The sequence below is a fragment of the Mariprofundus erugo genome (genome assembly GCF_005818865.1).
In the GTDB taxonomy this organism is placed as follows: domain Bacteria; phylum Pseudomonadota; class Zetaproteobacteria; order Mariprofundales; family Mariprofundaceae; genus Mariprofundus; species Mariprofundus erugo.
In genome coordinates this window covers 255881-268846 of the sequence record NZ_VBRY01000004.1, presented here as the reverse complement: position 1 = coordinate 268846, position 12966 = coordinate 255881, and the positions used below count along the sequence as shown (strand labels likewise).

Sequence of the window (12966 nt, the reverse complement as noted above, 5' to 3'; positions counted from 1 at the left end):
AGCAGTGGAAGCAGTGGAAGCAGTGGAAGCAGTGGAAGCAGTGGAAGCAGTGGAAGCAGTGGAAGCAGTGGAAGCAGTGGAAGCAGTGGAAGCAGTGGAAGCAGTGGAAGCAGTGGAAGCAGTGGAAACAGTGGAAACAGTGGAAACAGTGGAAACAGCAGAAGTAGAAACGGATCGGGTCGGGGCGGAGATGGCATGTGGCGCTGTGGCAGTGATCGAACCAGCAGCAGTGGAGGGTGAAGTGATGAATAGTTCAGTCTGGCCGCAAACAGCCGACAGGCGGTTGATCAAAGTACTTGAGCGACAGGTGGAGGGTTCAGTTTCATTGCTTGAATCAAGCTCCGAAGATGGCCTGATCAAGTTAACCCAGATTCTCGACCTCGGTGTCAGTCCTGAAATTGAAGAGTTGATTATGGCTGCACTGACAGACCTGCAGAATATCGATCGGGTCATGCAGCGGTTGAATAATGTGAAATCCTGTTTGCAGGACTGGGGATCGGCGGCACCGGCCGCACCGGCCTCAGCCTTGTGGAAGAGTGAAGTGGAAAAGCGCTACGTGATGGAAGAGGAGCGCACAGTACTCAGGGAGGAGTTATGAGTGGAGCACCAAGAATTCTGATTGTTGAAGACTCAACCATGGTGCGTATTACGGTCAAGCGGACGCTGGCCGCAGTTGATTTTCTTGTGGATGAAGCCAAGGACGGTCAAATAGGTCTGGATATGGCGCTGGCCAGTATGGATCGGCCCTATGATCTGATTCTGACAGACCTGAATATGCCGAATCTGGATGGGCTGAGCATGATCAAGCGACTGAGGGAAACAGCCGCTTATGCTGAAACGCCTATTGTCATGCTGACCACCGAGTCAGGGGAAGAGAAAAAGGCAGTTGGGCACGGGTCCGGTGTCTCCTCCTGGCTGGTGAAACCGTTTGAGCCTGATGCATTGATTGAGACAGTCGGAAGTATGTTATTCTGATGACCTGTTTGTTGGACAAGGCTGCCTCTCTTGCTGCGGGGCAGAAAGGAGTTGCCGGTGGATGAAGAGCTGTTATCGGAGTTTCTGACCGAAAGTAACGAGAATATGGCCTCGATCGAAGAGCAGTTGATGGAGCTTGAGGCCAATCCGGGCGATGAAGAGCTGGTCAACGCCATATTTCGTATCATTCATACGGTGAAGGGAAGTTGTGGCTTTATCGGTTTAACCCGCCTGGAAAAGGTGGCACACGCAGGTGAAAATCTGCTCGGCAAGGTGCGGGCACTGAAGTTTCAGGTAAATGATGATATTGTCTCCCTGTTGCTCTCGTGTGCAGATGCGATCAATGCGATTCTTGACGGGTTGCAGTCGGATGGTGTCGAGCCGGATATTGATCACAGCGCCCTGATTCGGCGCTTGCAGGCTGCTGAACGACTGGTTGAGGTGATGGCCGGATCCCAGCAACCGGCAGCGAAACCTGTTGCTGCCCCGGCTGCCGGGAAGAAAGTGGCTCCTCAACCGGTTGTTGCAGCGAATCAGGATTCGGGAATGGTTGCCGAAGGCGATATAACGCCCGAGATGTGGCTCGAAGGTTTTGACGATGCGGTTTACAGCCAGTTGCGGGACAAGGGGTGGCTAACTCCCTCCCAGGCTGTGGCCGCCGGATTTGCTGCACTGCGCGAGCTGGATGCGCTGACGCCGGCGGATGCACTGAAAATACTCGGTGCCGCGAAAGCTGTGATAGCGGCTGGCGGCATCAGAACAAAGGCGGTAGCAGCGGAGCCCGAAGCGGTTGAGCCGGATATGGAGGAGGTTGCTTCTGTTGCTGCGCCCGCCGCTGCACCTGTTGCGCCTGAGCCATTGAGTGCGCCGCCGCCGGCTCTGCGTACGCCGCCCGAGGTGAAGGTTGAAAAAGAGCCGTTGCCAGCCGTATCAGCTAAAGAGGTTGAGAAAGGGGAAGATGCCGCAGGCCGGAAGCCTGCCGCCGGTGCCGGATCCATTCGTGTGGATGTGGAGCTGCTGGATTCATTAATGAATCAGGTGGGGGAGCTGGTGCTTACCCGGAACCGTCTGGTGCAGATGGTTGCCGCATCCGGGTCAATGGAATTTATGCGCGTGGGCCGGGAGGTGGATCAGGTCACCGAACGATTGCAGGCCCAGCTGTTGCGTACCCGTATGCAGCCGATCAAGACGATCTGGGGCAATATGCCTCGGGTTGTGCGCGATATCAGTAAGCAACTGCAAAAGCAGATCGTGGTCGAGATGGAGGGGGAAGAGACCGAGCTCGATCGCACGATTCTCAATGCGTTGAAAGATCCGCTGACACACATTATTCGTAACAGTTGCGATCATGGGATCGAGCCTTCGGCTGTCCGCATCGCTGCCGGTAAACCCGCTGTGGGCACGATTCGCCTGAATGCGGCCCAGGAGTCCGGTTATATCGTTATCCTGATCGAGGATGACGGTGCAGGTATTCCGGCCGACAAGGTCAAGGCCAAGGCCGTTGCCATGGGCGTGATCACAGAGGATGAAGCTGCCGCCATGAATGACAAGGTGGCGTTGCAGTTGATATTCAATGCAGGACTTTCGACGGCGGAAACGGTCAGTAACTTTTCCGGTCGTGGCGTCGGTATGGATGTGGTGCGCACCGAAATCGAGAAGGTGGGTGGCAGCGTCGATATCAGCAGTACAATCGGTAGTGGTACCACGCTGCGCATTCGTATTCCGCTGACGCTGGCGATTATTTCAGCGATGATTATCGGATGCCGTGAACGGCGATTTGCCGTCCCGCAAATCAGTATTCGTGAGCTGCTCAGTGCACCTGCCACATCGGAAGAGTGGCGGATGATTGGCGATCAGCCCTTTTTCCGGTTGCGTGGTCGTTTGCTGCCGGTGCTTGATCTGGCTTCAACACTGCAGCTTGATCAACAGCGTCGTAACGCCGGTTCCATTGTGGTGATTGATGCCGGTGAGCGTTCACTGGGGCTGCTGGTGGATACGATCTTCGGTTCGGAAGAGATCGTTGTGAAGCCGCTAGGCATTCACTTCCGTAACCTCAGCCAGTATGGCGGCTGCAGTATTCTGGGCGATGGTGCGGTGATTCCGATTCTCGACTGCAACGGGTTGGCGCAGATGATGAAAATCTCCGATGAGATGGAGGCATCGGCGCGCATCAGGCAGGAGGAGGAGATCAGGCAGGAAAATGATCTTCAGCATGTGTTGTTGTTTACCCATGCAGACGGGCGCTATGCCATTCCGATGGCACTGATCGAGCGCCTGGAGCACTTTCCGCGTGAGCGCATTGAGCGTTCGGGCAGCTCTGAAGTCTTGCAGTATCGGCATGGTGAGGTGATTCGCGTATTGCGCTGGGGCGATTTGATCGGCCAGCCCGATGAGTTGAGTGAAGAGGTCTACGGACTGATTCTTTCGGATGGCGATCACCGCATGTGCCTGCAGGTGAATGAAATCGAGGATATTATCGAGGTGCCCCTGGAGATTAAAAAACCGGTGCAGGATGAGTTCTTCCTTGGCACTGCGGTGATTCAGAATCAGGTGGCGGAAGTGGTCGATGTGTTTGATGTGATCAAGCGGGCTGTCCCTGACTGGTTCAAGAGCAAAGCCGGTGGTGCATCGCAGCAGCGTAGCCGCATTCTTTTTGCGGAAGACACACCGTTTTTCCGGAATCTGGTGTTACCGGTGCTTGAGTCGATGCACTTTGAGGTCTGGATTGCCTGTGATGGTGAGCAGGCGAAGAAAATTCTCGAAGAGAGAGTCCCGGATATTGTTCTGACAGATCTGGAAATGCCAAAGATGAATGGCTATGAGCTGGCCGGCTGGATTCGCAGTAACAAGCAGCTGCAGCATCTGCCGGTGGTGGCATTAACGGCAACGCCACCGGATGAGAATGATGAGGAACAGCGCCGGAATTTTGATGAGGTGCTGGTTAAATTCGATCGCCACTCGCTGGTGGAACATTTGCGGGACGTGCTCGCTTCACATGCACACAGGGGCCAGCCGCCGGCTGTTGAGGATGCACAGATTATATCAGGTGAGGTGACACGATGAGCAAGAATGCAGTCGTGCCGACATCGAAGGTCGGTATATGCAGCTCCGAGCTGTTGACCTGCAGGGTGGGGGACCAGTGGCTTGGTTTACCCGTCCGGCATGTGCGGGAAGTCGTGACGCCGATGCAATACACTGATATGCCTCTTTCAGCGGATGCTGTGATGGGGTTGATCAATTTGCGCGGCCGGGTGATTACTCAGCTGGATGTGAGGCGGGTGATTGGTTTACCGCCGAGGACGGGAAGCTATTACCGTGTGGCTATTGTTGAAACGGTCAGCGGAGAAGACTTCGGACTGGTGATGGATGCTGTGGGTGAAGTGATTGAATTGAATCCCGAACACTATGAAAAGACGCCCAAAACGCTGGCCAGGGTTTGGCAAATGGTGAGTGACGGTGTGCTCAAGCGTGATGACCATGTGCTGGTGCTTGTCGATGTGGAGCGCTTTATTACCCTGACGATAGCCGATCAGCAGATGCAGGAGATACCGGCTCTGTTGAATTAGTGGATGCACGTCCAATGCGGGGGCTGCATTGCCCCGGTGACTGGAACCATAGTAACACAACTGTTTCAGTTCAGATGCTGAAATGGATGATCTTAAATGATGTCTCGAAAGCGGGGGTGGTATGAAAGCTCTGATAGTTGATGATGCCAAAGTGGTGCGGGTGGCGCTCGGCCGCATTATGAATCAGCTGGGTTATGAAACAGTGACAGCCGAAAACGGGCTTGAGGCGCTGGAGCAGATGGAGGCCCACCCGGATACGGATGTGGTGATGCTCGACTGGAATATGCCGGTCATGAACGGCTACGATTTTCTGGTGGCCATGCGCGAGGACAGTCGTTTCGGCAACTCACCCAAGGTGATTATGGTGACGACAGAGACGGGTATGGGATCAATGATGAAGGCGCTCGCTGCCGGAGCGGATGAATACATTATGAAGCCGTTTGACCGTGAAATGGTATCAGGGAAGCTGATGATGATCGGTCTTGAGGTCTCAGATCCTGGCTCCGAGTGAGTTTCAGGTGAATACGCATGCATTGCGCACCCTGATCGTTGATGACTCGATGGTTTTCAGGACGTTCCTTCGTCGCTGTTTGAGTGAGATCGATGGGGTCGAGGTGGTGGGTGCCGCAGCAGACGGTAAAGCAGCGCTTCGCCGCATTGAAGAGTTAAAGCCTGATCTGGTCACGCTGGATATCGAGATGCCGCATCTTGATGGTATCGATGTTCTCAATGCATTGCATGATCAGTCGCCGGATACCCGGGTGGTGATTGTCACCAGTGAAACGGTGTCCAATGCCGGTCGGGCGGTGGAGGCGCTGGAGGCAGGAGCCTTCGAAATTATTTTAAAGCCGCGGGCTGCAAGCAGTGAAGACAGGCAGGAACTGGTGGATCAGCTGCGGGCATGTCTGCAGGCTGCACGCAGTATCAGCGTGGTGACAAAAGGAAAGAGTGGCAAGCTGCGCAGCAGAGCTTCACCGCCAGCCTCTGTCGATCGTCCCCGGCAGGCAGACGTTGTCGCGATTTCTTCGCCGCCACCACTCTCATTCCGCCCGGATGTGATTGCCATCGGTACCAGTACCGGAGGGCCGCAGGCGCTTTCTGCCGTGCTTACCCCTTTGCCCGCCAGCATGCGTACACCGATTGTCATTACCCAGCATATGCCAGGGCTGTTTATCCGTTCGCTGGCCGAGCGCCTGGATCGCGAGACACAACTGACATGTCATGTGGCGGAAGAAGGGATGCCGTTACTGGCGGGACATGTCTATCTTGCGCCGGGTAATGTTCACCTTGAGGTCAACCGGGTTGGCGGTATATTTAAGGCATCGCTTGTGGATGGGCCCAAGGTTCACCACTGCAAACCGGCGGTGGATCCGATGTTTTTTTCCCTGCGTCGGCTGGCACCGACGGTGCGTACGCTGGCGGTGGTGTTAACCGGTATGGGATCGGATGGTGCTGCAGGCGCAGCTGCGCTAGCTTCTGCCGGCGGGTTCGTGATTGTTCAGGATGAAGCAAGCAGTACCGTGTGGGGAATGCCGGGGGCTACAGTAAAAGCGGGGGCCGCCCATCAGGTATTGCCGTTGAGTGAGGTTGCACCACTGCTCAATCAATATGGTGCACAAATCAGTACAGAAAGAGGAGCCAGGTAATGGACGCATCGGAATATCGGTACATGCGTGACTTTCTGTTGCGAAAAATGGGATTGTCACTGAGTGATGATAAACAGTATCTGCTGAAATCGCGGCTGACGCGGCTGCTGCGCGAACATAACCTGGCCGATGTTAACGTTCTCTCCCAGTCTGTTCGGCGCGATGAAAACGGCGTATTGGCCAATCAGGTGATGGATGCCATGACCACCAATGAGACGCTTTTTTTCCGTGATCAGTATCCGTTTGATGCATTGCGCGACATGATTTTGCCGGAACTGATCCGGTCCAAGGGAAAGATCGGGAAAATAAAAATATGGTCGGCCGCCTCTTCGACCGGACAGGAGGCATACTCCATCGCCATGACGGCAAGCCAGTGTGTGCCCGAACGCGGCAATGTGCATGTGTTTGGCACAGATCTCTCCGCCAAGGCGGCTGATTATGCCCGTACCGGCAGCTATACACAGATGGAGGTGCAGCGGGGGTTACCGGTGCAGCTCTTGCTGCGCTATTTTGATCAGGATGGCAGCCGCTGGAATGTAAAGCCGGAACTCAAGGCCATGACCCGTTTTGAAACCAGTAATCTGATTGAAGAGCGCATTATGATGCAGGCAAGAAGTCACGGCCCGTTTGATGTGGTTTTCTGCCGTAATGTGCTGATCTACTTTACGCCGGAAGAGCGTTGCCATGTGATTGACCGGCTGGCCCGTTGCATGCAGCGCGGGGGCTACCTGATTACCGGTGCTGCAGAAACCCCGAGCGGCATTAAATCGCAGTGGGAGCAGGTTCTTTTCAAGGGCAAGCGTATCTGGAAGCTGTTGTAGCATTGTCACGCTGATTGCGTATGTCGTCCACAATCGTTGTGCAGGCATCTCTCATTGCTGCTGCACTGCTATTGATCGGGGCAGGTGTTAAACAGGAGGCAGCCGGCACACTACCTGCCGGTTACTGGCAGAATCCATCGGCATCCGATGGTCGTGCTGCACCTGATCACTGGTCATCACTTGAGGCTGATCTGCATCCGGAAGCCTGTGCACAGTGTCATCGTTCCCAGTTTGATGCCTGGCGGGGAAGCCGCCATGCCCATGCATTTTCTCCCGGCATGATTGGTCAGTTTCCATCGCTTGGTGTTAAAAAAGCCAATGGCTGTCTTGTATGTCATGCACCGCTGCAGGAGCAGCGGTATGCTGATATGCAGGGGGTGCGTTCATCGCTGGCGCTTATGCTCGCTCATCAGGATGGATTTAATGCGGATGCAGATATGGATCAGCCTACCTTGCCGCTCCGTCATGCCGGTGTGACATGTGCGGCCTGCCATGTACGGGGCTGGCAGCGATTCGGTCCGCCGCTGCGAAGCGGAAGTGATCCTCAATCCGGTGCGGCGCATCAGGGATTCACGGCCATCAATGCATTTGAAAGTTCATCCTTCTGTGCCTCCTGTCATCAGTTTCCTGCCTCTATGGCGATCAATGGAAAGCCTATTGAAAACACGTTAAACGAGTGGAAGAACAGCGATTTCGGCCGCCGGTCAATTACCTGTCAGCAGTGCCATATGCCTGACCGGAGGCATGAGTTCCGTGGCATCCATGATGCCGGCATGGTGCGAAGCGGGCTTGATATATCGATTGCACGCAGTGGCAATACAGCTGTACTGCGCATGCGATCGAAGTGGATTGGTCATGCCTTTCCAACCTATGTGACTCCGAAGGTGGTCATCCGCGCCGAGGCAGTGGATCGCGCCGGTGCTGTGATCAGAAGCTGGCAATGGGAAATCTGGCGCAAGGTGGCTTTCGATCATGGCTGGAAAGAGTTGTCGGATACCCGTCTGATGCCGGGTGAGGAGCGGGCATTTATTGCATCACCACTGTCGCGAAACACGGTTGCTGTTCGCTACAGGGTGTTGGTGATCCCGGATGCCTATTACAAAGGGCTATATCAACAGCTGGCACAATCAAGCCGCCACCATGACGGATCGAAACATATCCGGCTTGCTGCGGAGCAGGCCGATCAAAATGACTATACCCTGTTCGAGGGCCAATTGCAGGTGTCACCCCGGCAGTAGTTTCTGCATTCTGGCTGTATATCAGGCAAGCATTCAGGGCGGGCAGGCGGAAGCAGTGTGCTGTAAACAGGGCAGGTCCGTAGCATGTCCCGAAAGGTCATGAGGTACTTTTTTGTTGTGACCTCCCCGTACAAACGCATCATTCGCCCGTGGCTTAAGCTTGCCTGACTCTCTGAGTGCTCTTAAGCTGCAACTGTTGACGGGGAAAGTACGGGGGGGATGGTGATGTTCAGAGTGGTGGCTGCATGGTTGCTGGGATGTTGTATGATCGGATCTGCAGCAGCAGAAAGTGTCACCGAGCCAACGACGGGAATGACATTTGTTCGTGTGCCGGCTGGCTGTTTTCAGTTCGGGGCATCCTCTTCCGAATTATCGCCTGATAGTAAAAAGGTATGTTTTTCCAAAGATTTCTGGATGTCTGCCTATGAAGTGACTCAGGAACAGTACAGGAAGATTTCCGGTGACAATCCATCCGGTTCCAGTCAAGGGGACCGCTATCCGGTTGAGCGGGTCCGCTGGTTTGATGCGGTTGCCTTTATCAACAAACTTAATAGCAAAAGTGGCAAAACATTCCGCCTGCCAAGTGAGGCTGAATGGGAATATGCCGCGCGTTCCGGGGGAAAGTTGCAGCAATATGCCGGGACAGGTGAGCTGGATCAGATTGCCTGGTATATGCGTAACAGCAAATACACCTCCCATCCGGTGGGTGAAAAGAGAGCCAATGATCTTGGTCTGTATGATATGAGCGGTAATGTATGGGAGTGGGTGCAGGATTGCTGGAATGACACGCTTGCCGGTACACCGGAGGATGGGTCTGCCAACCTGAAGGGCAACTGCACGACTCGCGTACTCCGTGGTGGTTCCTGGTATGATGCGGAGACCATGCTTACCACGACCGGCCGCTTGTGGAACGATGCCGACAAATTCGATAATAACAGCGGTTTCCGGCTGATTCTTGAACGATAAACTATCGCCGGGCTTCTGCGCACTGGCAGGAGCAATGACATGTTAGTACGTAAAGCTGCGATTCAGTGTCTGGAGGAGCTGTTTGTCAGTCATGACAAGGCCGATAGCGCAATGGATCGTTTCGGTGCATCGCTGGATGATCGCGAGCGCAGGTTTTTGCATGAGCTGGTGTACGGCGTGCTGCGCTATTATTACTCGCTTGAGGCTGATTATTCGCGCTTTTGTCGTACCCGTCCGGATGAAGTGGCCCGTATGGCGCTGCTGGTGGGTAGCTATCAACTGAGGCATATGCGTGTGCCGGCTCATGCGGCGGTGTCTGAAACAGTGGCTGCCGTGCTGCAGTTGCGCCCCAAAGCCGGTGGCTTTGTCAATGCCGTGCTCAGGCGAGTGGGTGAAAACGAAGCGCCGAAGAAGTTGAAGCCGAATCAGCGCGCCGAATTGCCAAAATGGATCTATAGCCACTGGCGGGATGATTTCGGGGCAGAGCAGACCGAGGCCTTGTGTCAGGCCCTGAAAGAGGTGCCGAAACTCTCACTGGCACTTTTTGTCGATAGGAAATCATGGATCGAACAGGTCATGGCCGCCGGTATTGAGGTGTCAGCCGGTCAACTCAGCCCTTATGCCGTACTGCTGCCGGCCGGAACCGATATCACTGCGTTACCCGGTTATGCAGCCGGTGATTTTACCGTGATGGACCAGGCCGCTCAGGCTGCAGTGATGGCACTTGAACCGCTTAATCCATCCGGCCTCATCGTTGATGTGTGTGCGGCACCGGGTGGAAAAACGGCGCTGCTGGCGCATCGTTTTCCGGCGGCTACGATCATTGCTGTTGAGCTCAACGGGCGACGCATTCCCCGTCTGATGGAAAATCTCAACCGTTTGGGTTGTCGCAATGTGCAGGTGGTTCAGGCCAATGGCGGAGTGCTGCCGCTGGCAGATGCATCGGTTGATGCCGTCTTGCTGGATGCTCCATGTTCAGCATCGGGCATCCTGCGCCGCCATCCCGATGCCAAATTCCTTCATGATGAGCAGTCAGTGGCTGCACTTTCCCGCCAGCAGGCAGAACTGCTGACTGAAGCACTGCGTGTGGCCGGATCCGATGCGGCAGTGGTGTATGCAGTCTGCTCGATTCACCGTCAGGAAAATGAGCAGGTGTTGGCGATGACCGGACTGGACTGGCATTCGACACGTCTTTTCCCGGCTGAAGCACATGATGGATTCTTTCATGCACGGCGTTGTGTGGATCAGCAGAGAGTATTATGACGCGGGGTGAGTTTGATCTGATCAGTGACTGTTTTGCCGGCAAGGGCGGGGCTCGTCACCCGTTTACCCGGCTCGGCATCGGTGATGATGCATCGGTGCATCGTCTGGCTGCAGGTATGGAGCTGGTGGTCAGCACAGACAGTTCGCTGGCCGGTATCCACTGGCCGGATGATTTGCCGTTGTCGATTGCTGCTGATCGAGCCGTTTGCTCGGCCTTGTCGGATCTTGCCGCCATGGGGGCAGAACCGGTCAGTTGCTGGCTTAATGTGATGGCGACCGATGCGGAGTCGGTTGCACAGATGGGGGAGGGAGCTACTGCGGCACTTGCCCGTTACGGGGTTGAACTGACCGGGGGCGATACCACCCGTTCCAGAAGTAACGCGCTGGCGGTGACCGTGGCAGGAGCACTTCCTGAAGGGACGGCAATGCGGCGTGACATGGCCAACAGCGGTGATCTGGTCTGGCTGTGCGGCCGTGCAGGATTTCATGCATCAGGTTTACATCAGTGGCTAACAGGTGAAAAAGACGGGTGTTTTGTCGATGACTTCAAAAACATAACACCATTGCTGGCAGATGGCATCCGGTTGCGGCAGGCCGGGGTGCGTTGCTGTATGGATATCAGTGACGGTCTGTTGCAGGACGCTTCCCACATCGCCCGGGCATCGTCGCTGGCGATGGAGATTGAGATGGCTTCTCTGCCCGGCTGGACGCAGCTGGTCGATACACTGGGGGAGCATGTCGCCTTACAGCGGGTGGCGTACGGAGGGGAGGATTATGCACTGTTGTGTACCGCCCCTGAGGGAGTGAACCTTCCGTTTGCCGTCAAAATCGGTCGCTGTTTTGCAGGCGCCGGTGTGACAATCAGGCTGAACGGGCAGGCTGTGAGCGTGGGCAAGAGAGGGTATGATCACTTTGGTTAAGTCGTATGGTTTTTCAGGCTGGATTGCCGCGGGATTCGGTAGCGGCTGGTTGCCGAAAGCGCCGGGTACCTGGGGCTCTCTTGCCGCTTTGCCGCCGGCATGGCTGTTACTTGACTGGTTTGGTGTCGCCGGCCTGTTTTGGGCTGCCATATTGATCCTGGGGCTGGGCTGTGGGGTATGTGCCATCGTATTGCCGCAACTGGAGGATCAGGACCCCGGCTGGATTGTGATCGATGAGTGGGCCGGTCAGTGGCTCTGTATCGCGATGGTGGCTGCGATAACAGGAATCAGCTGGGTGATCCTTCTGCCGTCTTTTATCGCCTTTCGTCTCTTTGACATTTTCAAACCCTGGCCGGTTTCATGGGCTGAGAGGGTGGGGCCTGCCTGGTGGTCGATTATGGCTGATGACATGGTTGCCGGTGCGCTGGGCGGGGGATTGTTGTTTGTCGCCGCATATTTTGCCGGAGTGGGCGGACGATGAAGTGCTCGCTGGTGTTGAGTGAGCAGGGGATGTTCAGCCTTGCATCAGCAGGTGTGACGACCGGTTGGTTGCGTGCCTGGCTGATGGCTGCCGGAGCAGCGTCGGTGCATGTTGAATGGCTTCACCATGACGACTGGCGCCATGATCTGGCTGACTGGCAGTTGTTTGTCGGGCAGTCAGATGAGCTGGAATATATTCACCGGATACTTTCGCAGGATCATGTTATCTCCTCGTTTAAACTGGATAATCCAGATCGACAGGGTTGCTGCTTCAGGCGGGGTGAACATACTGCCGTATTGATTCCGGTCGGGGATGTCGTTTTTCAGCGGCACCACTATCTTACCTGTTTTAACCGGGGCGATGTGATGCGACCGCTGTATGTATGTAGCGGTGAGGCACAGCGCTTGCCGCTTGAGGCCGGGTTGTCGGCCTCTCTTGAGCCCCCGGCGGATACATCCGTATTGCTCAATGATACAGGGTTGATGATAGAGGAGCAGGTGATCGCACTGTTGCGCAGACGCGGTCTTGGCTTGCGCAGTGTGGAATCGTGTACGGCGGGCGCTCTGGTCGCCCGCTTATGCCGTGTGCCCGGAGCATCGGCTGTCATTGATCGCAGCTGGGTGACCTATAGTAATCAGGCCAAGCATGAGCTGGTTGCTGTGCCGGAAGCATGCATTGCCAGCCATGGAGCCGTGAGCAAGGCGGTGGTATGCGCCATGGCCGAAGGTGCGATCGCTGAAGGGGTTGTCAGTGTTGCGGTCAGTGGTGTGGCCGGTCCCGCTGGCGGCACCCCGGACAAGCCTGTCGGTACGGTATGGATTGCCGTTGCACAGCCGGGCCAGCCGACCATCAGCCGGAGGCTGCAGCTCTCAGGTAGCCGTCATGATATTCAGGCCTGTTCGGTGGTGGCAGTGCTTCAGCTGTTGATTGCTCAGCTTGAAGCCGGTGCCATGTGAAAGAGTGAGAAATCAGCATCTTCTGAAGTGACCAGGCTGTCTGGCTAGGGAGGCATGGCATGGACTTCAGTCGGTATCGCGCCATTGTCGCCATGCAGGAACAGGTTGACAATGCATCATCATATACTAATGTA

At 55.5% G+C, this 12966-nt stretch carries 13 protein-coding genes; all 13 read left to right on the top strand.

The genetic code is table 11. The features are described 5' to 3' along the window. The coding region (locus tag FEF65_RS13610) for a hypothetical protein (protein ID WP_238701209.1) at positions 1-598 on the top strand (598 nt) is incomplete at its 5' end. After that, complete coding sequence (locus FEF65_RS06025) at positions 595-975, top strand: response regulator (protein ID WP_138238892.1); 381 nt, start codon at positions 595-597, stop codon at positions 973-975. The genes FEF65_RS13610 and FEF65_RS06025, both read left to right, overlap by 4 nt. A gap of 57 nt (positions 976-1032) precedes the next feature. Continuing rightward, positions 1033-4038, top strand: a complete 3006-nt coding sequence (locus tag FEF65_RS06020; protein WP_138238891.1) for a hybrid sensor histidine kinase/response regulator — start codon at positions 1033-1035, stop codon at positions 4036-4038. Next, positions 4035-4541, top strand: a complete 507-nt coding sequence (locus tag FEF65_RS06015; protein ID WP_138238890.1) for a chemotaxis protein CheW — start codon at positions 4035-4037, stop codon at positions 4539-4541. The genes FEF65_RS06020 and FEF65_RS06015 overlap by 4 nt, the downstream gene beginning before the upstream one ends. A 121-nt stretch (positions 4542-4662) precedes the next feature. Beyond that, entirely contained in the window at positions 4663-5052 is a 390-nt protein-coding gene (locus FEF65_RS06010; protein WP_138238889.1) for a response regulator, read from the top strand. Between the two features lie 7 nt (positions 5053-5059). Continuing rightward, the gene (gene cheB / locus FEF65_RS06005; RefSeq protein ID WP_202978237.1) at positions 5060-6187 is read left to right on the top strand and encodes a chemotaxis-specific protein-glutamate methyltransferase CheB; all 1128 of its coding nucleotides are present in this window, start codon (positions 5060-5062) and stop codon (positions 6185-6187) included. Continuing rightward, a complete protein-coding gene (locus FEF65_RS06000; protein WP_138238888.1) occupies positions 6187-7008 on the top strand; it encodes a CheR family methyltransferase in 822 nt (273 codons plus the stop codon). Before cheB ends, FEF65_RS06000 begins: the two co-directional genes overlap by 1 nt. 20 nt (positions 7009-7028) lie before the next feature. After that, a complete protein-coding gene (locus FEF65_RS05995; protein WP_138238887.1) occupies positions 7029-8246 on the top strand; it encodes a multiheme c-type cytochrome in 1218 nt (405 codons plus the stop codon). A gap of 225 nt (positions 8247-8471) precedes the next feature. Continuing rightward, the gene (locus FEF65_RS05990) at positions 8472-9212 is read left to right on the top strand and encodes a formylglycine-generating enzyme family protein (RefSeq protein ID WP_138238886.1); all 741 of its coding nucleotides are present in this window, start codon (positions 8472-8474) and stop codon (positions 9210-9212) included. A gap of 39 nt (positions 9213-9251) precedes the next feature. Continuing rightward, the gene (locus tag FEF65_RS05985) at positions 9252-10475 is read left to right on the top strand and encodes an RsmB/NOP family class I SAM-dependent RNA methyltransferase (RefSeq protein WP_138238885.1); all 1224 of its coding nucleotides are present in this window, start codon (positions 9252-9254) and stop codon (positions 10473-10475) included. Further along, positions 10472-11395 (top strand): thiamine-phosphate kinase, encoded by a 924-nt coding sequence (thiL, locus tag FEF65_RS05980; protein WP_138238884.1) that lies wholly within the window; start codon positions 10472-10474, stop codon positions 11393-11395. The genes FEF65_RS05985 and thiL overlap by 4 nt, the downstream gene beginning before the upstream one ends. Further along, positions 11379-11876, top strand: a complete 498-nt coding sequence (locus tag FEF65_RS05975) for a phosphatidylglycerophosphatase A family protein (protein ID WP_138238883.1) — start codon at positions 11379-11381, stop codon at positions 11874-11876. Before thiL ends, FEF65_RS05975 begins: the two co-directional genes overlap by 17 nt. After that, a complete protein-coding gene (locus FEF65_RS05970; RefSeq protein WP_138238882.1) occupies positions 11873-12832 on the top strand; it encodes a CinA family protein in 960 nt (319 codons plus the stop codon). The genes FEF65_RS05975 and FEF65_RS05970 overlap by 4 nt, the downstream gene beginning before the upstream one ends. The last annotated feature ends 134 nt before the right edge of the window (positions 12833-12966 follow it).

What these genes read in the sequence shown, in the direction of transcription:
- FEF65_RS05985 (WP_138238885.1), top strand. Translation starts at nt 9,252, where the DNA reads ATGTTAGTACGTAAAGCTGCGATTCAGTGTCTGGAGGAGCTGTTTGTC.
- FEF65_RS06000 (WP_138238888.1), top strand. Translation starts at nt 6,187, where the DNA reads ATGGACGCATCGGAATATCGGTACATGCGTGACTTTCTGTTGCGAAAA.
- FEF65_RS06025 (WP_138238892.1), top strand. Translation starts at nt 595, where the DNA reads ATGAGTGGAGCACCAAGAATTCTGATTGTTGAAGACTCAACCATGGTG.
- FEF65_RS05970 (WP_138238882.1), top strand. Translation starts at nt 11,873, where the DNA reads ATGAAGTGCTCGCTGGTGTTGAGTGAGCAGGGGATGTTCAGCCTTGCA.
- thiL (WP_138238884.1), top strand. Translation starts at nt 10,472, where the DNA reads ATGACGCGGGGTGAGTTTGATCTGATCAGTGACTGTTTTGCCGGCAAG.
- FEF65_RS05990 (WP_138238886.1), top strand. Translation starts at nt 8,472, where the DNA reads ATGTTCAGAGTGGTGGCTGCATGGTTGCTGGGATGTTGTATGATCGGA.
- FEF65_RS06010 (WP_138238889.1), top strand. Translation starts at nt 4,663, where the DNA reads ATGAAAGCTCTGATAGTTGATGATGCCAAAGTGGTGCGGGTGGCGCTC.
- FEF65_RS05975 (WP_138238883.1), top strand. Translation starts at nt 11,379, where the DNA reads ATGATCACTTTGGTTAAGTCGTATGGTTTTTCAGGCTGGATTGCCGCG.
- FEF65_RS05995 (WP_138238887.1), top strand. Translation starts at nt 7,029, where the DNA reads ATGTCGTCCACAATCGTTGTGCAGGCATCTCTCATTGCTGCTGCACTG.
- FEF65_RS06015 (WP_138238890.1), top strand. Translation starts at nt 4,035, where the DNA reads ATGAGCAAGAATGCAGTCGTGCCGACATCGAAGGTCGGTATATGCAGC.